The sequence below is a fragment of the Pedobacter sp. AC163 genome (genome assembly GCF_979258665.1).
In genome coordinates this window covers 1,510,159-1,530,495 of the sequence record NZ_OZ409872.1, presented here as the reverse complement: position 1 = coordinate 1,530,495, position 20,337 = coordinate 1,510,159, and the positions used below count along the sequence as shown (strand labels likewise).

18 protein-coding genes are annotated in these 20,337 nt (G+C 36.2%); 7 read left to right on the top strand and 11 right to left on the bottom strand.

The annotated features are described in order from the left end of the window. The first annotated feature begins 81 nt into the window (after positions 1-81). On the top strand, positions 82-1,032 hold the full coding sequence (locus ACZZZK_RS06390) for a DUF3829 domain-containing protein (protein WP_463483422.1): 951 nt from the start codon (positions 82-84) through the stop codon (positions 1,030-1,032). A gap of 71 nt (positions 1,033-1,103) precedes the next feature. On the opposite strand, the gene dnaJ is transcribed toward ACZZZK_RS06390, so the two are convergent. The 6 genes from dnaJ to ACZZZK_RS06360 form a co-directional block, all read right to left on the bottom strand. Further along, entirely contained in the window at positions 1,104-2,264 is a 1,161-nt protein-coding gene (gene dnaJ / locus ACZZZK_RS06385) for a molecular chaperone DnaJ (protein WP_463483421.1), read from the bottom strand. An 83-nt stretch (positions 2,265-2,347) separates the two neighbouring features. Further along, complete coding sequence (locus tag ACZZZK_RS06380) at positions 2,348-2,929, bottom strand: nucleotide exchange factor GrpE (RefSeq protein WP_056849568.1); 582 nt, start codon at positions 2,927-2,929, stop codon at positions 2,348-2,350. A gap of 275 nt (positions 2,930-3,204) precedes the next feature. Continuing rightward, positions 3,205-3,888, bottom strand: a complete 684-nt coding sequence (locus ACZZZK_RS06375; RefSeq protein ID WP_056849569.1) for a cell division ATP-binding protein FtsE — start codon at positions 3,886-3,888, stop codon at positions 3,205-3,207. Position 3,889: 1 nt separating this feature from the next. Then, positions 3,890-4,093, bottom strand: coding sequence for a hypothetical protein (locus ACZZZK_RS06370; RefSeq protein WP_057932355.1), 204 nt, complete (start codon positions 4,091-4,093; stop codon positions 3,890-3,892). Positions 4,094-4,144: 51 nt separating this feature from the next. Continuing rightward, positions 4,145-6,055, bottom strand: a complete 1,911-nt coding sequence (locus tag ACZZZK_RS06365) for a gliding motility-associated C-terminal domain-containing protein (RefSeq protein ID WP_463483420.1) — start codon at positions 6,053-6,055, stop codon at positions 4,145-4,147. A 66-nt stretch (positions 6,056-6,121) separates the two neighbouring features. Further along, positions 6,122-7,138, bottom strand: a complete 1,017-nt coding sequence (locus tag ACZZZK_RS06360; protein ID WP_463483419.1) for an acyl-CoA reductase — start codon at positions 7,136-7,138, stop codon at positions 6,122-6,124. A gap of 78 nt (positions 7,139-7,216) precedes the next feature. On the opposite strand from ACZZZK_RS06360, the gene ACZZZK_RS06355 reads away from it, so the two are divergent. After that, on the top strand, positions 7,217-7,567 hold the full coding sequence (locus tag ACZZZK_RS06355) for a 4Fe-4S dicluster domain-containing protein (protein ID WP_056849573.1): 351 nt from the start codon (positions 7,217-7,219) through the stop codon (positions 7,565-7,567). 93 nt (positions 7,568-7,660) lie between these two features. Here ACZZZK_RS06355 and ACZZZK_RS06350 read toward each other — a convergent pair whose 3' ends face one another. Both ACZZZK_RS06350 and ACZZZK_RS06345 read right to left on the bottom strand, forming a co-directional pair. Then, on the bottom strand, positions 7,661-8,914 hold the full coding sequence (locus ACZZZK_RS06350) for a serine hydrolase domain-containing protein (RefSeq protein WP_463483418.1): 1,254 nt from the start codon (positions 8,912-8,914) through the stop codon (positions 7,661-7,663). 17 nt (positions 8,915-8,931) lie between these two features. Continuing rightward, positions 8,932-9,381: a universal stress protein gene (locus ACZZZK_RS06345; protein ID WP_265797912.1), complete on the bottom strand. Its 450-nt coding sequence runs from the start codon at positions 9,379-9,381 to the stop codon at positions 8,932-8,934. 110 nt (positions 9,382-9,491) lie between these two features. On the opposite strand from ACZZZK_RS06345, the gene ACZZZK_RS06340 reads away from it, so the two are divergent. The 5 genes from ACZZZK_RS06340 (at position 9,492) to ACZZZK_RS06320 (ending at position 17,750) form a co-directional block, all read left to right on the top strand. Next, positions 9,492-10,277, top strand: a complete 786-nt coding sequence (locus tag ACZZZK_RS06340; RefSeq protein ID WP_463483417.1) for a C40 family peptidase — start codon at positions 9,492-9,494, stop codon at positions 10,275-10,277. Between the two features lie 34 nt (positions 10,278-10,311). Beyond that, positions 10,312-11,028 carry a carboxypeptidase-like regulatory domain-containing protein gene (locus ACZZZK_RS06335; RefSeq protein WP_463483416.1) on the top strand — a complete coding sequence of 239 codons (717 nt, stop codon included), beginning with the start codon at positions 10,312-10,314 and terminating at the stop codon, positions 11,026-11,028. Positions 11,029-11,130: 102 nt separating this feature from the next. Then, on the top strand, positions 11,131-17,019 hold the full coding sequence (locus ACZZZK_RS06330) for an alpha-2-macroglobulin family protein (RefSeq protein WP_463483415.1): 5,889 nt from the start codon (positions 11,131-11,133) through the stop codon (positions 17,017-17,019). 69 nt (positions 17,020-17,088) lie between these two features. Beyond that, positions 17,089-17,295, top strand: a complete 207-nt coding sequence (locus ACZZZK_RS06325; RefSeq protein ID WP_463483414.1) for a hypothetical protein — start codon at positions 17,089-17,091, stop codon at positions 17,293-17,295. Beyond that, positions 17,292-17,750: a hypothetical protein gene (locus tag ACZZZK_RS06320; protein WP_463483413.1), complete on the top strand. Its 459-nt coding sequence runs from the start codon at positions 17,292-17,294 to the stop codon at positions 17,748-17,750. The genes ACZZZK_RS06325 and ACZZZK_RS06320 overlap by 4 nt, the downstream gene beginning before the upstream one ends. Positions 17,751-17,754: 4 nt before the next feature. Here ACZZZK_RS06320 and ACZZZK_RS06315 read toward each other — a convergent pair whose 3' ends face one another. The 3 genes from ACZZZK_RS06315 to hisF all read right to left on the bottom strand — a co-directional run bounded on the left by ACZZZK_RS06315 (position 17,755) and on the right by hisF (position 20,221). Next, on the bottom strand, positions 17,755-18,675 hold the full coding sequence (locus ACZZZK_RS06315) for a WD40 repeat domain-containing protein (protein ID WP_463483412.1): 921 nt from the start codon (positions 18,673-18,675) through the stop codon (positions 17,755-17,757). A 69-nt stretch (positions 18,676-18,744) separates the two neighbouring features. After that, the gene (hisIE, locus tag ACZZZK_RS06310) at positions 18,745-19,332 is read right to left on the bottom strand and encodes a bifunctional phosphoribosyl-AMP cyclohydrolase/phosphoribosyl-ATP diphosphatase HisIE (protein ID WP_463483411.1); all 588 of its coding nucleotides are present in this window, start codon (positions 19,330-19,332) and stop codon (positions 18,745-18,747) included. Positions 19,333-19,465: 133 nt separating this feature from the next. Then, on the bottom strand, positions 19,466-20,221 hold the full coding sequence (gene hisF, locus ACZZZK_RS06305) for an imidazole glycerol phosphate synthase subunit HisF (protein ID WP_463483410.1): 756 nt from the start codon (positions 20,219-20,221) through the stop codon (positions 19,466-19,468). Positions 20,222-20,337 lie beyond the last annotated feature (116 nt).

Here is a 20,337-nt window from a genome sequence, read left to right as displayed (position 1 = left end):
TCCCGAAGCTATTATTGTTAAGCATTTATTTAAAAACAACTGCCATTTAATTAATAAATCAGATATAACCAAAAGCTAAAGATGAAACTACCTATCAAACTATTAATTGTCGCAACAGCGATTTCATTCTCTGCATGTAAAGGCGGCGATAAAAAAGATGGAAATGCTAAAACCGAATATGCCGAGGCCAGTAATGATGAGGCCAATCAAATAGTAGAATATAACAACGTTTTAGTTGCCTACACAGATAAAAACAATACCTATTTGAAAAGCATGGAGAGCAATGTGCAGCGCATTGCCAGAGGACTGGAACAACCTAATAATCAATATGCGTTTATAGGTATTATAACACCTTTTTCCGTTCCGCATTTTAGCAAATCAACCATGAAACCTGAAACTCCACCAAAAGTTTTAAGCGGTGAAGATCAGAAGTTTTTTAAGGATAATGTATTGGCACTAAATGAATCATTTGAAAAAATGAAAAATACGTATAAGTCGCTTGACGATTATATTAAAGCCGAAGATTTCAAAGATGATAAAGGTATAAAAGGCAAAGCGCTTGTTGATTCCATTTATGCAATGAGTAAAACTTATTACAAATATGATGATCAATTATTAACGAAATTAGAAGTAATTGGTGATGATGCAGAACGAATTATTTTGAAAACGCATCCCCTTAAAGAATATATTTTTGCGATGAAAGATGACCGTAAAGCGGTAGCTGATTTTAATAAACTAATTTTGGAAACGAAAAATTATAAAGCTGATGAAGCTAAAATAAAGACTGCGTACACCGCATTGGAAGCACAAAACAAAAAACATACAGAAATGGATGCTCCAAATGCAGCTAAGTATCCAGGTAAGGATGATTCTTTCAGGCGTTTTAACGAAAGCTTTAAAGAGTTTTTAATAGAAACCAAAAAGGTGATGAGGGATGCTGCAACATCTGGTAAAATAACAGAAAATGATACAGAAAATTTAATTAGAAAGCACGAATATATGCGCACTAGTTACAACAGTTTTGTTGACTAGTTGGAGTGCCTGAAAATGAAAAAACCGATAGCGAGAGCCATCGGTTTTTTTTATGTTCTATCGATAATTAATTACTCAAAATATTCTTTCATTCTTTCGAAGAAACTTTTATCGTTTTTACCTGGTTGCGGCTTAAAATTTGGAGATTCACGTAATTTCTCAAGTGCACTGCGTTCGTCGCTACTTAAAGCTTTAGGTGTCCAAATGTTGATGTGAATAATTTCGTCGCCTCTGTGGTAAGAGTTTACTTCTGGTAAACCTTTTCCTTTTAAGCGTAACAATTTTCCGCTCTGCGTTCCAGGTTCGATTTTAATTTTCGCTTTTCCATCAATTGTTGGCACTTCAAGGCTCATGCCCAAAGCAGCATCAACAAAACTTAAATGTAAATCGTAAACTATGTTATTACCTTCGCGTTTTAATGTTTCGTGAGGAATTTCTTCAATTAAAATAATCAAATCTCCAGGGATACCGCCATTTGGTGCTGCATTACCTTTTCCACTCATGCTTAACTGCATGCCTTCGCTTACACCCGCAGGAATGTTGATGGTGATGGTTTCTTCGCCACGTACAACGCCATCGCCATGGCAAACATTACATTTTGCAGTAATTTGTTGACCGCTACCATTACAAGTAGGGCAGGTAGAAGCGGTTTGCATTTGGCCCAAAATGGTATTGGTTACCCTACGCACTTGTCCGCTACCTCCACAAGTACCGCAAGTACTTACGGATGATTTGTCTTTTGCTCCAGAGCCATCACAAGTTTTACAAACAATTAATTTGTTAACCTTGATTTTTTTCTCTGCACCATGGGCAATCTCTTCAAGTGTTAACTTAACTTTAATACGCAGGTTAGAGCCTTTAGCTACCCTGCGGCCACGTTGCTGGCCACCGCCACCACCGCCAAAAAAGCTTTCGAAAGGATTATGACCACCAAAAACATCTCCAAAATTACTGAAGATGTCATCCATGTTCATTCCGCCACCACCATAACCACCGCCACTGGCACCACCAACACCCGCATGCCCGAACTGATCGTAGCGTTGCTTTTTTTCCGGGCTACTTAGCACTTCGTAAGCTTCGGCTGCTTCTTTAAACTTATCTTCAGCAGCTTTATCACCAGGGTTTTTATCTGGGTGATACTTAATGGCCATCTTGCGATAGGCTTTCTTTATCTCGTCGGCAGCCGAACTTTTGCTAACGCCTAACACGTCGTAATAATCTCTTTTACTCATCTTCTTTTTAAAATGATTGAATTTTGAATGATCGAGTGATAGAATGTATAATCATTCAATCCTTCAAACATTCAATAATTAATTTACGCTCCAACTACAACTTTAGCGAAGCGAATTACATTATCATTTAATGTATAACCTTTTTCAACTTCATCAATCACTTTTCCCTTTAAATCTTCGGTAGGTGCAGGAATATTGGTAATTGCCTCATGAAAATCTGTATCAAATGGTTGATTGATGCTTTCTACATCTTTTAAACCTTTTTGTGATAGTGTATTTTTCAATTTAGTGCTCACTAATAGAATTCCTTCTTTCACTGGTGCAACATCAGCAGCAGTTTCCATGGCTTTTAATGCCCGATCAAAATCATCCAAAACAGGTAATAATGATACGATTACATCTTTACCAGCAGTTTGTAGCAACTCAACGCGTTCTTTTTGAGTACGGCGTTTGTAATTATCAAACTCCGCATATAAACGCAAGTATTTATCGTTAAGTTGTTGAACCTCAGCTTGCAATTTTTCTTCTACAGATAATTCTGGCGCTTGTTCAGTTTCTTTTATAGTGGCATCAGTATTTTCTGCATTCTCAGCAGCATTTTCTGATGAATTTTCAGGATTCATTATATTTTCTTCTTTATCGTTATTTTTCTTCTTATTAAACATAATACTAGGCTGAATTTTTTTGTGATAATCTCAACTATTTTGCCATAAACGTAAATCAGCCAAGCTGTCAGATTTATGTGGCTTTATCTGAACAGATTGACAGAAGAAATACGATTGTAGATTTTTGATTTACGATTTGGCAGAAATCAAAATGGATGGACTTAAGTTTGTGATTCCAAACGACGGTTTTAATAGGTTTGATTTTGAAATAACCAAACATAAAATTCTTACGGCAGGTGCCGGATCAAAAATCGTAAATCTAAACTCTAAAATCATTAGGCTATTTGTGCGCCTTCGAGCACCACTCCATTTTCGCATTTAATTATACGGGATGGAAAAGTGCGGATAATATGGTAATCGTGGGTAGCCATTAAAACAGCAGTTCCGCCCTGGCTAATTTGCTTTAAAAGTGTTACAATTTCTTCTGAAGTTTCTGGGTCTAAATTTCCAGTTGGCTCATCGGCCAAAATAATTTCCGGGTCGTTAAGTAAAGCCCTTGCAATTACAATACGTTGCTGTTCGCCTCCAGAAATTTCGTGTGGCATTTTCTTGATCTTCGAACGTAAACCCACTTTATCCAAAACATCTTTAATACGCTCGTCAATCAGTTTTTGATCATTCCAACCTGTGGCTTTTAAAACAAACTCCAGATTCTTTTCTATGGTTCTATCCGTTAACAACTGAAAATCTTGAAAAACTACGCCCAATTTTCTGCGTAAAAACGGCACTTGGCTTTCTTTTAAATTTTTTAAATCGAAACCAGCAATATTTCCCTCGCCGTTGCCAATGTGTAAATCGCCATATAAAATTTTCAGTAAGCTACTTTTACCCGAACCTGTTTGACCGATTAAGAAAATAAATTCATCTTTTTCGATATGTAAATTTACGTTTGAGAGTACTAAGTGTTTCTGTTGAAAAACATCAACATTGCTTAAATGAATTACTGCGTGTCCTGCCATTTTATATTTCTAATTTAGCAATTTGCCCAAAAGGCAAATCTTTAACCATTTCCATAATGTACTCTTGTTTGTCGCCCAAACCCAGTTTTTCCAAAGATTTATCTGGCCGATCTACCCTAAAGTAAGCCAATAAGGTAAACTTATCATCTCGTAATTGTACGTAATCTGGAATTTTGGCGATGCCTTTAACTTTAACGATATACATTGTGCTCAAAAATAGCATTTCAAAACGATAAGCGAAAGCAAGAATGGCTTTTTATCTAATCAGATTGATCCAGCCGCTAAAGGTTTGGAAGTCACTATTAAAGTAGATGGTGTAATAATAAACAGCAGAGGGAAGATCTTTTCCATTCAATTTCCCATCCCAGGGTTTAAAAGGGCCGGTGCTCTGGTAAACCAATTGTCCGTTTCTATTAATAATTTTGACAACAGGATTCGGAAAGGCGTAAGCAGCTGGAATCTCCCAAATATCATTTATTCCATCGCCATTTGGCGAAAAGGTATTGGAGATTACGATTTTTGGATAAACTTTTATCGATACATCGTCACTCCCGGTTGAGCAACCAAACTTAGGTACAGCGGTTAAGGTGTAAGTAATATCAGTTGGAGGCGTTGCTGTTGGACTTAAACTTAGTGGGTCGTCTAAGTAATCACTTGGTGTCCAGTAAAAATAGTCATAATCACCTGTAATCTTTCCGTTAAGTTTAGTTGACTGTCCGGTAAGGATTTTTACATCTTTTCCGGCATCGGCAACAGCCTTTTTTATTACCGAAATGCTGATGTCGGCATAATCTACACATCCGCCGTTTGAAACCTCAACACGGTAAACGGTGTTGTCGTTGGGAGAGGCAATGGGGTTTGGAATGGTTGGATCAGAGAGTCCAGCTATTGGAGTCCACTTATAGGCTGTTCCCCCCGAAGCTAAAAGTGCGACCGAATTTCCCTCGCAAAGGGTAGCTTCTGTAATGTTGGTAGAAACTGATAGTTGATCAAGCACAGAAACGGACGTTGTGGCTGTGTTTGTACAACCATTGGTGGATACGGTTACCACGTAATCTCCGGACATTGCTTTGGTGGCGTTTGAAATGGTTGGGTTTTTATCAGTTGAAGAAAAATTTGGTCCTTTCCAGCTGTAGGACGTTCCGCCAGATGCATTTAACTGGATAGTTTCGCCGATACAAACAGGGCCTGAATTTTCTGCCTTTGCTATCGGGTAGGCGGTAACATTAATCGTAACAGGCTGAGATGCAACCCTGCAAATTACTGAATTTATATTGTCGGCTTCTGCAGCAACTAAACGATATTGATAAATGCCTGAGGTTGCATTATTGAAAATGGCTGTGTATGTAGTGGCTATTTGACCTGCGATATCGTTCCATCCGCTTCCAGTGTTCAATTGCCACTGATATCTTGGGTTAACATAAACATCATTAGAGACATTGGCCTCCAACTGATAATTAGCACTTTGTCCTTCGCATAAATTAGCATTTACATTTTCGCTATTGTCTATCTTCTGAGTAATTACAGGACCACATGCTCTAAAAGTAATGTCATCAAAAGCCAAGTCGTTTCCAACACCACCCGGACCAGAGTTGATGATTTTAAGCACAAGATCAGTTTCTGTTCCTACTGTGAATGTAGTAGAATATTTAATCCATTGAGGGATAGGGCCATCTAAGATATCGCCAGTAATATAGGTTTTCAAAATCTGACCCATTTTGGTCTCAATTTGAAAAGTAAGATTTGGCTTTTTTCCTGAATAGTTTAAAATATTGATTGCCCAGGCGGCAAATTCATATGTTGTACCTGAGCATAATGAGGGTAAATTAGTCTGATAAAAAATACCCGGGTTCGTAGAGGCATTAACAATCATCATATAACCATCCGGATCGTTAGGTGTATGATTGGTAATTTGGTGCCAACCACTCGTTTGATTGAGCATACCGAAGGTGTTTTTAGAAATGGTATAATCTCCATCGGAGGGAGTACCAGCAACAAATTTATAGTTGGTAATGCCTCCTAACGATGGCCCGAAAAGCGATGAGCCACGCCCAAAGTCGAAGTTAATCACGGGGTCGCCCAATGCCCCTGTACACTCTTGCCCAAATAATTTAATCCCACTAAGAAATAGAAGCAGAATTAAGATTATTTTATTTGGTTTTAGCATGGCTAGTAATGAGCGTTAAACGAATATGTGAATAATTTACTGAAAAATAGGCCTACAAGAAAAGCGTTAGGCCAAAGTATTCAGAAATTCGACGGTATTTACATTATCAGCATAATCCCAGAGCTTAGGGTGCTGACTTTCTCCAAATGGGAATGTGTTAATAGTCAAACTTTCCTTTGTAACTACACATTGAATGTTATCTGCATGCAAACTTAATTTTTCTTCTACTTCTTGAATATTTTCATATTCTTCATAAAAAATAACAGCCAAAGGCGATGCCAAACTTTCGTCCTGTTTTAATAATAGGAATCCATTATCGTAATGTTTTGCCGCATTTACCAAATAGATAGATTTATTGTAATCGTAGTTATTATTATATTTAAAATGATTAATAATGGGTTGGAAGCTTTCAATGCCTTCATAAAAGTTAGCAATATCGTAGCCTTTAGGAAGATATATTTTTGAAACATTTCTACAGCCTAAACCAAAGTAGTCGAAAATATCATTGCCCAGATTTTCGATATCTTCCTTTGTCTCAGTGCCATTAATTACAGCAACGCTATTTCTGTTTTTTCTGATGATGTTTGGCACCTTGCCAAAATAATAATCAAAATACCGCGATGAATTATTACTTCCAGTAGCGATAACTGAATCGAAGTCTTTTAATCGTTCTACATATACAATTTTACTTGCCAATGCCGGTTCAATGTTTATCAACTCAGCAATAACAGCTTTAATTAATTTATCATCAGATGAAGAAAGCTTAATTAGTGCAATATTTCCTGTTGCAATTACACTCAAAACATCGTGAAAACCAACCATAGGAATGTTCCCTGCCAGGATTAAACCAATCTTTTTTGGTGAAGAACTGAAGCTGATCGTTTTGAACCATTCGTCAACATCAGCTTCATTTAACATCTCTGCAAATGAGGATAAAGACTTTTTTATATTTTCTGCGGTAAACCAGGCATTGCTATTTTCTGCAGCGTAAATTGCATTTCCTAGTATGTCAGTAGGGTTTGTAAGCTTTATTCCTAATTTTTTGAAGGCAATTATTACTTTTTCTTTAGTTAAACCTGACATATTTAGAATTATTATTAAGTGATTAAGTGCTATATTTGCATCGCAAAGGTAAACTAAGCAAAAGAATTAGACGAAAACATGGCAATTAAAATAACAGATGAGTGTATAAATTGTGGGGCATGCGAACCAGAATGTCCTAATAACGCAATTTACGATGCCGGTACTGCATGGCGTTTTTCTGATGGTACAAATCTAAATGGTATCATCGATTTTGGTAATCAACAAATCGAAGCTGATTCTTCGCAAGAAGCTGTTTCTGATGAAGTTTATTACATTGTATCTGATAAATGTACGGAGTGTAAAGGCTTTCATGATGAGCCACAATGTGCTGCGGTTTGTCCGGTAGATTGTTGCGTAGACGATGAGGATATTCGCGAAACGGAAGAAGAGTTACTTGCGAAAAAAGCCTGGTTACACCAGGAGAATTAAGATTGTGACTATAAGGTTTTAAATTTCCACAAAATTTAAAGTTTAAGATGAATATAAATCCCGATGAAATTCGGGATTTTTTTGTGCCAGTAATTATCGAGTAGCCTGATAAACAAGCGATTTAAATTGCTCGCTCAACTTGCCGTGAGAAAGTGGCCATTGTTGAACATAAATTTGAGCAACAATTTTCTTTTTCGGATCTACCCAAAAGTTGGATCCAAAAAAGCCTCCCCAGCCATATGAACCGGCGCTTTGGCCGAGTTTTTTACTTCCTTTATCTGATATCACTTCAAAACCTAAACCAAAATAATTATCGCCAAATGGAATATTGCCAATTTGGTTTGTGGTCATCAAATCTACACTTCGTTTAGACAATATTCTTTTTCCATTTAATTCACCATTATTTAACAGCATTTGGAGAAATAAACCGTAATCTTTTGAAGTAGAAACCAAACCGGCACCGCCAGCAAAATAGCCGTTGTTATTGATCGGATAATTAACGGTTGCACCTGGAAACGCACCATCTACCCAAGGTTTTACAGTTTTTGTAGTTTCATCTTCGGTGTAAACCGTTGCTAATCGTTCTTGTTTTTCGTTGGGCAACGCAAAGTAGGTATCTTTCATTTCCAAAGGGCGGAAGATTCTTTCTCTAAAAAATTGATCCAGACTTAAACCTGAAGTTACTTCTACCAATCTCCCTAAAACATCCATAGCGAGACTGTATTGCCACTTTTCGCCAGGCTGCAAGGCTAGTGGCAGCTTCCCTAATTTATTTATCTCGGTTTCCAAAAGTTTTTTATTGATCACAAAGCCAGCCTCAATACCAGCTTTAGCATATATGGCGTTCATCTCTGGCGATCCTATTTGCGCATATCCTAAACCTGAAGTGTGTGTAAGTAAATCCCGAATGGTTATTTCGCGTTTGGCTGGCACGGTGGTATAGCTACCATCTTTTTTATTGTACTTATCAAGCACTTTCGGATTTTTAAATGCTGGAATAAATTTAGAAATGGGATCATCTAGCGTAAATTTTCCTTTGTCAAAAAGCATCATCACTGCTACACAGGTTATGGCCTTGGTTTGCGAGGCAATTCTCAAAATATCATCGGTTTTAAATGGACGATTCAGCTGATTTCCATAAGCCTTATTATACACTGTTTTCCCATCAACAGCAATATTCGCTGTTATTCCTTTAATCCATCCGCTATCAAGGTATTGCTTGAAAAGACTATCAATTTTATTAAGCTCTTTTGATGATAGGGAAGTTTTAACCTCATTGAGTTGTGCATACGAACTATTGAACGTAAGCAACAGGAAAAGAACCGGAACGTAAAAAAATTTCATCATAACAAGGTATCTTCCTGTTAAATATCGCATTTGTTAGGAATAATCAATACCGGACAGGCAGATTTTCTTGCCACATGTTCAGCAACGCTTCCCATTAAAAAATGATACAAGCCAGTTCTGCCGTAGGTTCCTATCACAATTAAATCAGATCCCCACTCGTCAGATTGTTGAATAATGCCGTGAGCGGCCGTATCTACCACACTCAAATAAGTTGTTTTTATCCCATTACCGAATTTAGTTTCCATCTCTTTCAGTAAGATATGGCTGTTTTCTTCGCTGTTATCGTAAGTTTCTAAAAAAACGGGCGCTAACGTTAAATCGGGGTTTACATTGGCAGGGATGGGCTCAATAATGTTTACCAAGGCAACCTCAGCACCAAACTTTTCAGCCATATCATATCCGGCTTTTGCAGCTTTTTCCGAACAAGTGCTATTATCTACAGCAATTAATATCTTTTTAAAATTCATAACGAGCAGATTTAAATGTGAACATCATAAAAATAACAAATTTGAATTCAAAATGTTAGGCATTGATTGTAAATTGTTAGTTTTACTTCTAATTCAACGAGCAGAATTAAATGGAAAATCAATACGGTATTTGTAGAATTGCAGTAGCTCCTTTGAGGGCTGAACCATCAGATAGAGCAGAAATAGTTTCGCAGTTGTTGTTCGGCGATCACGTAGAGGTTATTGGAAAAGATGATAGATGGTGGCTGGTAAAAAATGGCTACGATGGCTACGAAGGCTGGATGGATTTTAGACAATTGGCTGCAATTTCGCATACACAATTTGTAGAAATGAATAGTTGTGAATTATTGGCTCCTTTAAGTTTCAATAATGTTTTAACAGCTGCCGATGGTAGTGTTTATCATTTAAGTCCGGCGAGTAATATTCCGTATTTGGCAGATGGCTATTGTTTTGCCGGCGAAGAAAAGTTCAAGGTTAACTTTGAACCTCATGATACATTGAAGATAGATTTTAAAACTGAAATCGAATCCACAGCTAAATTTTTCCAAAATATTCCTTATTTATGGGGTGGCCGTAACCTTTTCGGTTTTGATTGTTCGGGATTTGTACAAACTGTTTTTAAACTGTTAAATATTAAGTTAAACCGAGATGCCTCACAGCAAGCAGAACAAGGCGAATTGGTTGGATTTTTAGCGGAAGTTAAACCTGGTGATGTAGCTTTCTTTGATAATGCTGAGGGTAAAATTACACACGTTGGTATTATGCTGAGTCCGAATGAAATTATCCACTCATCAGCAAAAGTTAAAATTGATCCAATTGATGATCAGGGAATTTTTAATAGAGAATTAGGCGTTTACAGCCATAAGTTACGAATTATTAAAAGGTTTGTGGAATAAATAATAAAGTTGCATCATGCTGTAAACTGATTTTATGGCAGCACCTTTTACAATTTTAATTAACAACCCTTGTAATGAGAAATGGTTGAGCATGCAGGCTGATCAGTCTGGGGGATTTTGCGGTCCATGCCAGAAGTCAGTTATCGATTTTACACAGTTTTCAGATATCGATTTAAAGTTGTGGTTTACCAACAATCAAAATACAGGTTGCGGAAGGTTTAATCCTGAGCAAATTAATCGATTGATTGATGTGAAAGCAAACTTTTCTATCAGGCAATTTAAGCCGAGTTTGATTGCAGCGTCCCTGGTGGCATTTTTAAGTTTTCCGAAACTAGCGAATGCGATTGGTAAATCTTATGCTACATATCAAACTGACGAGAAGAAATACAAAACAGAAAAAAGAACAGCGCTATCTTCAAAAGGGCTTATCGCGATAAAAGGACGAGTTATTGATAGTGATGAAAGTTTGCCTCTTGTTGGTGGCAGTGTTAGGGTAAAGGGAACAGCCATTGCTACAGTTGCCGATAAAGAAGGTAATTTCGAATTGAAAGTAAATAAGAATGACTTCAAAAATAATTTGGTGTTAGAGTTTACTGCAGTAGGATTTGAATGCCGAAGTTTCAAAGTAAATCTTAAAAAGACTGAAACTATCACTGTAGTCCTGAAGATGAAATATGCTATATTAGGTGGTTTCGGAGTAATTAAAACTCCAACTATCTTAAATCGATTCAAGAGCATGCTCAATGGTTAAATAATCAAGTTCCATTGCTTATCATCCCTGATAAGAATACAATATCCCGCTATTATTCCGCGTTTTTTATAAAGAATTTGAAATCAATTCTAAATCAGTTTTATGAAGTTACTTTTTACGCTCATCACTTTTCTTGTTTGCTTTTCTCAGGGCTTCAGTCAAAACAAACTATCCAAAAGCAAGCAAGCCAGCTATGCTACATTTGTTTATAAAATTAATGATGCTGAGGTAGTTAGTGTCTTAAGCAAGGAAAAAACAAACGATAGTTTTTACCATACCTTAATCAGTTCTGATTATTATAAAGACTATAAAAAAGCAGATTTACCTTATGGGAATTACTTGCTTGTAGATGCCAGCGGAGCCGCTATTAATTCGAGTTTGCATAGCGAAAACAATGTTTTACTCCAATTTATTAATAATGAAAAGGATTTTCAGTTTTACATAACAGACGTAAAAGGAAATCTAATTGCCAATGCTTTTGTAGAAATTGATGGTAAAAAACGAGCAGTTTACGATAGTAAAACGAAATTATACAGAAGTACACACAGCAAGGAAAAAGGTAAACCGAAGGAAGAAGGTATTATAAAGGTTGTGCATGAAGGTGTAAGTAATTTTTTTGAGTACGATGTTGATGATAGAAATTACTATAACGACGATAGGGAAGACTGGCCATTCTTTAAAAAAATAGCTTATTCGTTTCCAGTAAAATATTTTTGGCAACCTTTTAAAACTGTTTTTAAAAAGAAACGTGGCGTTAAGTCTTTATATGCTGGTTATATGGTCTTTAGCAAGCCTATGTATAAGCCGCTTGACACCGTAAAATTTAAAGCTTTTATAATTAATGCCAAAGGCGGAAATATCCAAAACAGGCCTGCAGAAGTAATTTTGCAAGTTGATGATGCTAAAAAGAAATTAGCCACGATAAATCCTTACAAAAATGGCGGTTATGAGTACAGCTTTGTGCTTGCCGATAGTTTGAATTTAAAATTGGATAGGAATTATGGCATTAGTTTGGAAGAAAAATCTAAAAAACCGAAGAATGCATTCCGCATTAGCAATAATTTCCGTTATGAAGATTATGAACTGAAATCGCTTGATTTTTCGCTGCGAACAGATAGAAATGAACAAACAAAAGACAGTTTAATAACAGTTTATTTTAAAGCGACAGATGAAAATGAATTGGCCGTTCCTGATGGCAGGGTAGAACTTATATTAACCACTAGTTACGTCAATTATTATACGGATAAAAAGGTTTTTGTGCCCGATACACTTTGGCAAAAGAACATCACTTTAGATCCCGTTGGTGAAACTAAACTTGTGTTACCTGCTGATATTTTCCCGAAAGCTAGCCTTAGTTTTAACCTAAATGCTAAGTTTTTAAACAGCAATAACGAAGTGAGGACGGCATCAAAATCTTTAACCTATAACGATTGGAAAAAAGCAGAAAAGTCTGTTAAAGCTGTTGAGATAAAATCTGAATTTAGGAAAGATAGTTTGGCAATTTCTTATCTGGTAAACAATAAAAGCGAAACACAGTCGGCTAAATTGATCAGTTATACTGAAGATGATGTGGTGATCAATTCGCAAAATATTACGTTGCCTTATATCGCTAAAATTGATTATCGAGCCGAATACGTTGAAGTTGAAACCCCAAAAGATACGGCCACAATTGATATCACTAAATTAAATCCAGAATTGCAAATTAACGCCATGCAAAATAAAGATAGTTTGCGTGTGGTGGTTATAAATGAGCATAAAGTGCCTTTTTGGTATACCATTTTTGCAGATAACAAGGTTTTTTTAAGAGGGTATACCAACAATTTAGATACACTGATCAAAAACGATAGTAGAAAAGCCAGCCATATTCGCATCAATTATTTTTGGGATGGCGATGAAGAGACAAGCGAAGTGAGTGCATTTTATAATCCTTACCAGTTGAACCTAAAACTGATTGCGCCAGACATGGTTTATCCTGGGCAAAAAGTGAATATGTTGGTTCAGGTTACAGATATTAACCATAAACCGGTTCCAGAAACAGATGTGACAGCACAAGCGTTTACCTCAAAATTTAAGGATGTTCCTGATGTAAGGTTGCCTTATTTGGGTAGAAAATACTTAGCGCACAAAACCAATAAAATTAAAATAGAGGCCGATGAAGCTAGCGGTAGCGTTAGCGCAAAGTTAGATCAGCTTACCTGGACAAAATGGAGCAAAAGTTTAGGATTAGATACCATTGAGTATTTCAGGTTTATGCATCCCAAACCAGTTTATAATGTAATCGAAACTACTAATGATACCACTACACAAGTTGCTCCCTTTGTGGTTTTAGATGGCGCAATTTTGCCTGCCAACATTGTTTATATCGATAATGTGCCTGTGTTTTTTAATCAGGCGCAACAATTACAACGTTATTCTTTTGTAGTAAAGCCAGGTATTCACCAATTTAAAATACGCACAGCGGATAAACTAATAACAGTAGAAAATTACAACATCACCGCTGGTAAAAAAACAATTTTTAGCGTTTTGGCAGATACCACTAATAACTTGGTAACGGTAAGCAAGCCCACAACGCTTACTGCGGAAGAAAGCCAACAATTGGACAATTACATGATTAAAGTTGTAAATAACTTTAACCTAAATAAAACAACCATTTCGGCAGTAACATCTGATACTCGTTTGCTCATAAATCCTAATAACCGAACTGAAAAAGAACTTTTAATTGGCCCGATAAGAGAAAATGTTTTAGAGTTTAACAATGAAAAATGGCATCAGAATTTCACAAAAGAAGCTGGTTTTACTTATACATTTGAGCCGGGCTTGATTAAACAGAAATCAAGCGCTAAAAAATATGCATTTGAGACAAAGCTATCTGGTTATGCCAGTAATGGAAATACGAATATCGCTAATGAATATGCCTTAGAGAAAAATGAAATTGATCAAATTTGGCTAGATTTTATGGATTTGCGAAGTAGAACCACACAACTTTTCTACAATGCAAGTTTAATTGGACAAAAAGGTACAGGCAAGTTGAGGTACGATATTGATACCGCATTTACCAATCACATTCCCTACATCAAAAATTTAATCCTTTTTAAACCTGACCAAGCCAATTTTTTGCGTATTTATAGAGGGGAAATTAATACTGATGTTTTAGAAAGTGGTAGATACAAAATTCTGTTTTTATTAAAAGATAATAGTTATTTTATTACAGATGATATCAATGTGAAGCCATATGGTGCAAATTATTACAAATGGAACAATTTTAAAATTGTACATCCTGATGATTTTAGCCAAAAATTAGACAGCACCATAAAATCAACTCCAAAAATAGGACATTATAGTGGAGAGGGAGGCGCTGATCTTACCGAAGAAATCAGATTGTTTTTCAATACTTATATTTTCGATAAAATTGAGCTAAATAATACTTTAAGGGGAATAATTTTATCATCTGTAAATAATAAACCAGTAGAGGGTATTGTGGTGCAGGTTGTAGGTTTAGATGTAAAAACCATTAGCGATGCTAAAGGGTATTTTAGTTTTAAAACACCAGAAAAAGGAGCTATAAAAATATCTGCCAGAAGATATTACGATAAAGTAATCGATATAGTAAATGGCTCAGTTGGAGATATTTTGCTCGATACAATTGATAACAATTTAAAAGGAGTTGAAATAGTCGGTTATAATGCCGTGAGAAAACAAAATATGACTGCTAGTGCAACTATGTCTATCAGTTCTAATGAGCTTAATTATGCCTTGCAAGGTAAATCTTCTGGTCTTTTACTTCAAGAAGTTGTAATGGTAAGGGGTTCTAGTAGCGTAATTAGCAATCAAAAGCCATTAATTATTGTAGACGGCTTGCCATTTGATGGCGATATCAGCAGTTTAGATAAAGACTTGGTAAAAGATGTTACCATTTTAAAAGATGCAAGTGCCACAGCTATTTATGGAGCTAGAGCGGCAAATGGGGTAATTATCGTCAAAAGTAAAAAGGGAAATTTGACTAATAATCTCGTTGGAGAAGTGGTTTCGCAACAACAAACCATGCGTACAAACTTTAATGATGAAGGCTTTTGGCAACCTAAATTAATTACAGATGAAAATGGTGTGGCCAAGTTTACCGTGAAATTTCCAGATGATATTACCAAATGGAAAACACGTGTAATGGCGATGAATGGCAATAAACAAACGGGTTATACAGAAGGAAGTATCAAATCATTTAAATCTTTAAGTGCCAATTTTGTTTCGCCACTTTTTGCCATTGTTGGCGATAGCATTAACGTTATTGGAAAATTGATGAACTACACACCGCTGGAAGAAACTGGCATTCGAAAGTTTTTGTACAACGGAAAGGAAATCAGAAATTCTACGGTTAACTTTAAAAATTCACTGATTGATACTTTGGGTATCTTCGTGAAATCAAAAGACAGCTTAAATTTTGAATATACTTTAACACAAGAAAATGGCTACTTTGATGGCGAGCGCCGAAAAATTCCTGTATTTGAAGCTGGCGTAAAAGAAACCAAAGGCTATTTTTCAGCTTTGCTCAGAGATACCACTATCAATTATACGTTTGATAAAAATTTAGGTAAAATAACGCTTCGAGCGGAAGCATCAGTATTTCCAACTTTGTTAGATGAGATGACGAAACTGCGTAATTACGAGTATTTGTGTAATGAGCAATTGGCTTCTAAATTGAAATCGTTATTGTTAGAAAAACGAGTTCGCAAATACCTGGGTGAGAAATTTATCCACGAAAAAGACATCACTTTCATCCTTAAAAAACTACAGCAAAATAGAAAAGCGCAGGGAACTTGGGGTTGGTGGCAAAGTAGCGAAGAACAAATGTGGATTAGCTTGCATGTAGTTGAGGCGTTATTACAAGCTGAAAAGGATGGTTACATTGTCGATTTAAATAAGGCATTATTACAGAGATATTTAGTTGGTAAATTAACTGATGAACCAACTTATAACGATATCCAGGTAATTAAACTTTTGCACTTGCTGGATGGCAAAAATTACATTAAAGATTGGGTGTTGGCATTTGAGGAGAAAGAAAAAAAACGTGATGCAGGTTTGTCTCCAACGCTTTTAGCTGCGAAACAGAGAGAAACAAAAGCATCTACTTTTGAGGTATTAGAGATGATGGAATTGAGGCAGATGGCAGGTTTGAAAATAGATTTAAGTGTGTTGACCAAACTTAAAAAACAAACCATGTTTGGTAGTATTTATTGGGGCGAAGAAAATATTCGTTTTTGGGATAATAGCATTCAAAATACCCTATTGGCTTATCGAATTTTAAAAAATGCTGGCGGTTACGAAAATGAATTGGAAAAAATAGCGCTTTACTTTTTAGAGCAACGTAAAGATGGCCAATGGCGAAATACTTATGAAGCTTCTATGATTTTAGAAACGATTTTACCAGCTTTCCTTAAAACAAACGAGAAGAAAGAACCTGCTTCAATAAAGGTTAACGAACAATCGATTACTCAATTTCCTTTCGATAAAGTAATTGAAAATCCCACTGATTTAAAAGTGGAAAAGAAAGGTAATTCTGCAGTGTATTTTACGGCTTATCAGCAATTCCAAAATGTCAATCCCAAAAAAGTAGAAAAGGATTTTGTAATTCGTAGCTCGCTATTACAAAAAGGAAATGCAGTAAGCACTTTAAAGGCCGGTCAAATGACTACCTTAAAAGTAGAAGTTGAGGTAAAAGCAGATGCCGATTATGTAATGATTGAAATTCCTATTCCGGCGGGTTGCAGTTACGAAAACAAGGTTCAGAATTTTTGGGGGATAGAAACGCATCGTGAATATTTCAAAAACAAAACTTCAATTTTCTGCACCAAACTTAAACAAGGTAAATATACTTTTACCATAGATTTAATGCCAAGATATTCTGGTTCTTATGTGTTAAATCCAGCAAAAGCAGAGATGATGTATTTTCCAGTTTTTTACGGAAGAGAAGGGCTGAAGAAGGTGGAGATAAATTAGGGAGCATTGCGGTTGCAAATTATTTAACACGATTTTTCTTTATATTTGTTAAGCAAGAAATTTAATAATATGGAACCAAAAGTGAGAAAAATGGCAATGGTAGTGAATAAATTTAATATGCACGAACATGACCAATCTTTTGAAGATCTAAACTATTGGCTTACCAAAACACCAGTAGAAAGAGTTAGTGCCGTTACTTATTTAATCCAGCAAGCGTTAAAGCCTGGTCAGCGAATGGATAAAACTAAGTTTAAAAAAATTGTATTAAAAAAATGATACTTTCAGATGATTTTGAAGATTTCCTAAAATTGCTAACCCAGTATAATGTACAATATTTAGTAGTTGGTGGGTATGCGATGGCTTTTCATGGTAAGCCAAGGTTTACTGGTGATTTAGATGTTTGGATAAATATATCGGAAGATAATTCCCTAAAAATGGTCTCTGTAATAAATGATTTTGGGTTTGCTTCTTTAGGATTTACGCATGAAGATTTTTCTAAACCAAATTTAATAAATCAAATAGGTTATCCACCATTAAGAATAGATATTTTAACAAGTATTGATGGAGTAGAATTTGAGGAGGCCTATTCGGAAAAATTAGAAATACAATTAGACGAAGGCACAAGCGTTTATTATATTGGTCTTGATGAACTAATCAAGAATAAAAAATCAAGTGGTAGAAAGATCGATATTGCTGATGTTTCTGATCTTGAGAAAAAACGAAAAAGTTAGAAACCTAACCTTCCATTTCCCAAACCATCACTTTTCTGTCATCTCCCGTAGAAATTAGATACTTTCCATCCTTACTCCAAATGATCTTATTGATGGAATGGGTATGACCAAATTCTCCTTTTTCCAAACTTAAAATTTTGTAAAGCTTAAAGTTTTCAGCATCCCAAAGTTTAATGCTTTTATCCTGACTGCTCGTTGCAAAATAGGGTAGGGTTGGATGAAAGACAATGTTGTAAATCGTAAACATGTGCGCTGGAATAGTTTGTACCAATTCGTAATTAGTGCCATAGGCATCCCTTTGGGAGCAATTCCATATTTTTAGTTGCGCATCTCTGCTTCCTGAAATTAAGTATTTTCCAGTAGGATGATAAGCTAAAGAGGTAACGGGTAATGAATGACCTTCCAAAGCTTGTTTTAAACTGTAGTCCGCCAAATTGTAAATTCTTATTAGGTGGTCTTTACAGCCAAAGGCGATTTCAGTTTCATCAGGAGAAATAGCAATGCACCTAACTGTATCGTAAGCGACGTGAAACCGATAAATTTCCGAATAATCATTTAGCGACCAAACTGCAACCGAACCATCTTCACCTGTAGTTAATAATTCGTTTTTGCTTTTGGCTATTTGGATATCAAAAATTGGTTTTAAATGCGCATTTACTCTCTTGATGATTTCCTGTTTAGTTAAATCATAAACACTAAATGCCCCACTTCTTTCGCCAATGAATAACAAATTATTATAGCTAAGCAAACTGTAAACCGAACTTTGTACAGGCGTTTTTACCTTTACGAAAGCCATGCTATCTAACGACCATTCTACAACTCCTTTGTCATTTCCAGCACTATAGAAAATACCATTCTCATCAGCATTTGCTAAAGCATAAACCGGATTTTGATGGCCAGGAAAAGTGTGTAGGTGTTTGAGCATTTTATTCGTATTGCGTAATGAGTATTGCGAATTGCGATTGTCTCACATCTCAATACTCACATCTCACATCTATTTATGTCTACTTTCTAATTTCTTAGCAATATCTTTAATCGATAAACCTTTTTCCTTCAATAAAAAAGTCAGGTGGAAAAGTAAGTCAGCTGCTTCGCCAATCAAATCCTCTTCAGTTTCTGCCAATGCCGCGATAACAGTTTCTACACCTTCCTCGCCAACCTTTTGCGCTATTTTGTTCAAGCCTTTGCTGCGCATTTTATTGATGTATGAGCCTTCAACAGGGTTTTCATATCTATCATTGATAATATTCTCCAACTCGAAAATGAAGTTCTGATTGTAATCTGTTTTAAAGCAGCTTCTACTGCCTGTATGGCAAGTTGGACCAACCGGATTGGCCTTGATTAATATTGTATCATTATCGCAATCGATGTGAATAGATTTTACGAAAAGAAAATTGCCACTTTCTTCGCCCTTGGTCCACAAGCGGTTTTTAGAGCGAGAATAGAAAGTTACCTTACCTTCAGCTTGTGTTTTTTCAAATGCTTCGGCATTCATGTAACCCAACATTAGCACTTCTAATGTTTGCTCATCTTGTATCACTACAGGAACTAAGCCGTCGCTTTTATTAAAATCTATATTCATTTGTTTCTTTAAAGTTTCGTCATTGCGAGGTACGAAGCAATCTTAAAGCGCTGGGTTTTAGTGCCTGCCTAAGTAGTAAGATTGCTTCGTGCCTCGCCTGCCTGCCGCAGGCAAGCAATGACGAGTTAATTTTTTATATCCTAACAGGAATTCCGTTCCTCTTTAATTCTTGTTTCAAATCTGGGATTAAAATCTCCCCATAATGAAATACTGATGCAGCTAAAGCAGCATCAACTCCAGCTTTTTGGAAAACTTCTGTAAAATGTTCCGTTTTTCCTGCTCCGCCAGATGCAATGATTGGAATGTTAATCATCTGGTTTATCTTGCTTAACAAGTTGCAGTCAAAACCAGCTTTTGTACCGTCATGGTCCATTGAGGTTAAAAGAATTTCTCCGGCACCCAAATCTTCAGCTCTTTTAATCCAGGCTTCAGTTTCTAGTTCGGTTATCAATCTTCCTCCATTTAAATGAACAATGTTTTTGCCATCAATATGTTTGGTATCAACTGCTAAAACTACAAATTGAACCCCGAAAGTTTTGGCTAAATCTTCTATTAACTGTGGGTCTTTTACTGCTGCAGAGTTAATACTGATTTTATCAGCGCCAGCATTTAATAAAGCTTCTGCATCGGCAATTTCAGTAATTCCGCCGCCAATTGTAAAAGGAATGTTCAATTGTCTGGCAACCGATTTCACCATCTCAATCATCGTTTTACGACGTTCATGAGTGGCAGTGATATCTAAAAACACCAACTCGTCAGCACCTTGCTGCGCATATTGAGCCGCAAGTTCTACCGGGTCACCAGCGTCGCGTAAATCAACAAAGTTGACACCTTTAACTGTGCGACCGTCTTTTACATCAAGACAAGGGATTATTCTTTTTGAAAGCATTGTTTTATATTTTCGTCATTGCGAGGTACGAAGCAATCTTAAAGCACCTAGCTATCGTTGTAAGATTGCTTCGTGCCTCGCAATGATGAGTTTGTTAAATTTTATCTTTTCTTCTA

Coding starts and splice junctions, on each gene's coding strand:
- ACZZZK_RS06355 (WP_056849573.1), top strand. CDS start 7,217: ATGGCAATTAAAATAACAGATGAGTGTATAAATTGTGGGGCATGCGAA.
- dnaJ (WP_463483421.1), bottom strand. CDS start 2,264: ATGAGTAAAAGAGATTATTACGACGTGTTAGGCGTTAGCAAAAGTTCG.
- ACZZZK_RS06345 (WP_265797912.1), bottom strand. CDS start 9,381: ATGAATTTTAAAAAGATATTAATTGCTGTAGATAATAGCACTTGTTCG.
- ACZZZK_RS06340 (WP_463483417.1), top strand. CDS start 9,492: ATGGAAAATCAATACGGTATTTGTAGAATTGCAGTAGCTCCTTTGAGG.
- ACZZZK_RS06390 (WP_463483422.1), top strand. CDS start 82: ATGAAACTACCTATCAAACTATTAATTGTCGCAACAGCGATTTCATTC.
- ACZZZK_RS06320 (WP_463483413.1), top strand. CDS start 17,292: ATGATACTTTCAGATGATTTTGAAGATTTCCTAAAATTGCTAACCCAG.
- ACZZZK_RS06350 (WP_463483418.1), bottom strand. CDS start 8,914: ATGATGAAATTTTTTTACGTTCCGGTTCTTTTCCTGTTGCTTACGTTC.
- ACZZZK_RS06365 (WP_463483420.1), bottom strand. CDS start 6,055: ATGCTAAAACCAAATAAAATAATCTTAATTCTGCTTCTATTTCTTAGT.
- hisIE (WP_463483411.1), bottom strand. CDS start 19,332: ATGAATATAGATTTTAATAAAAGCGACGGCTTAGTTCCTGTAGTGATA.
- ACZZZK_RS06375 (WP_056849569.1), bottom strand. CDS start 3,888: ATGGCAGGACACGCAGTAATTCATTTAAGCAATGTTGATGTTTTTCAA.
- ACZZZK_RS06335 (WP_463483416.1), top strand. CDS start 10,312: ATGGCAGCACCTTTTACAATTTTAATTAACAACCCTTGTAATGAGAAA.
- ACZZZK_RS06380 (WP_056849568.1), bottom strand. CDS start 2,929: ATGTTTAATAAGAAGAAAAATAACGATAAAGAAGAAAATATAATGAAT.
- ACZZZK_RS06330 (WP_463483415.1), top strand. CDS start 11,131: ATGAAGTTACTTTTTACGCTCATCACTTTTCTTGTTTGCTTTTCTCAG.
- ACZZZK_RS06360 (WP_463483419.1), bottom strand. CDS start 7,138: ATGTCAGGTTTAACTAAAGAAAAAGTAATAATTGCCTTCAAAAAATTA.
- hisF (WP_463483410.1), bottom strand. CDS start 20,221: ATGCTTTCAAAAAGAATAATCCCTTGTCTTGATGTAAAAGACGGTCGC.
- ACZZZK_RS06370 (WP_057932355.1), bottom strand. CDS start 4,093: ATGTATATCGTTAAAGTTAAAGGCATCGCCAAAATTCCAGATTACGTA.
- ACZZZK_RS06315 (WP_463483412.1), bottom strand. CDS start 18,675: ATGCTCAAACACCTACACACTTTTCCTGGCCATCAAAATCCGGTTTAT.
- ACZZZK_RS06325 (WP_463483414.1), top strand. CDS start 17,089: ATGGAACCAAAAGTGAGAAAAATGGCAATGGTAGTGAATAAATTTAAT.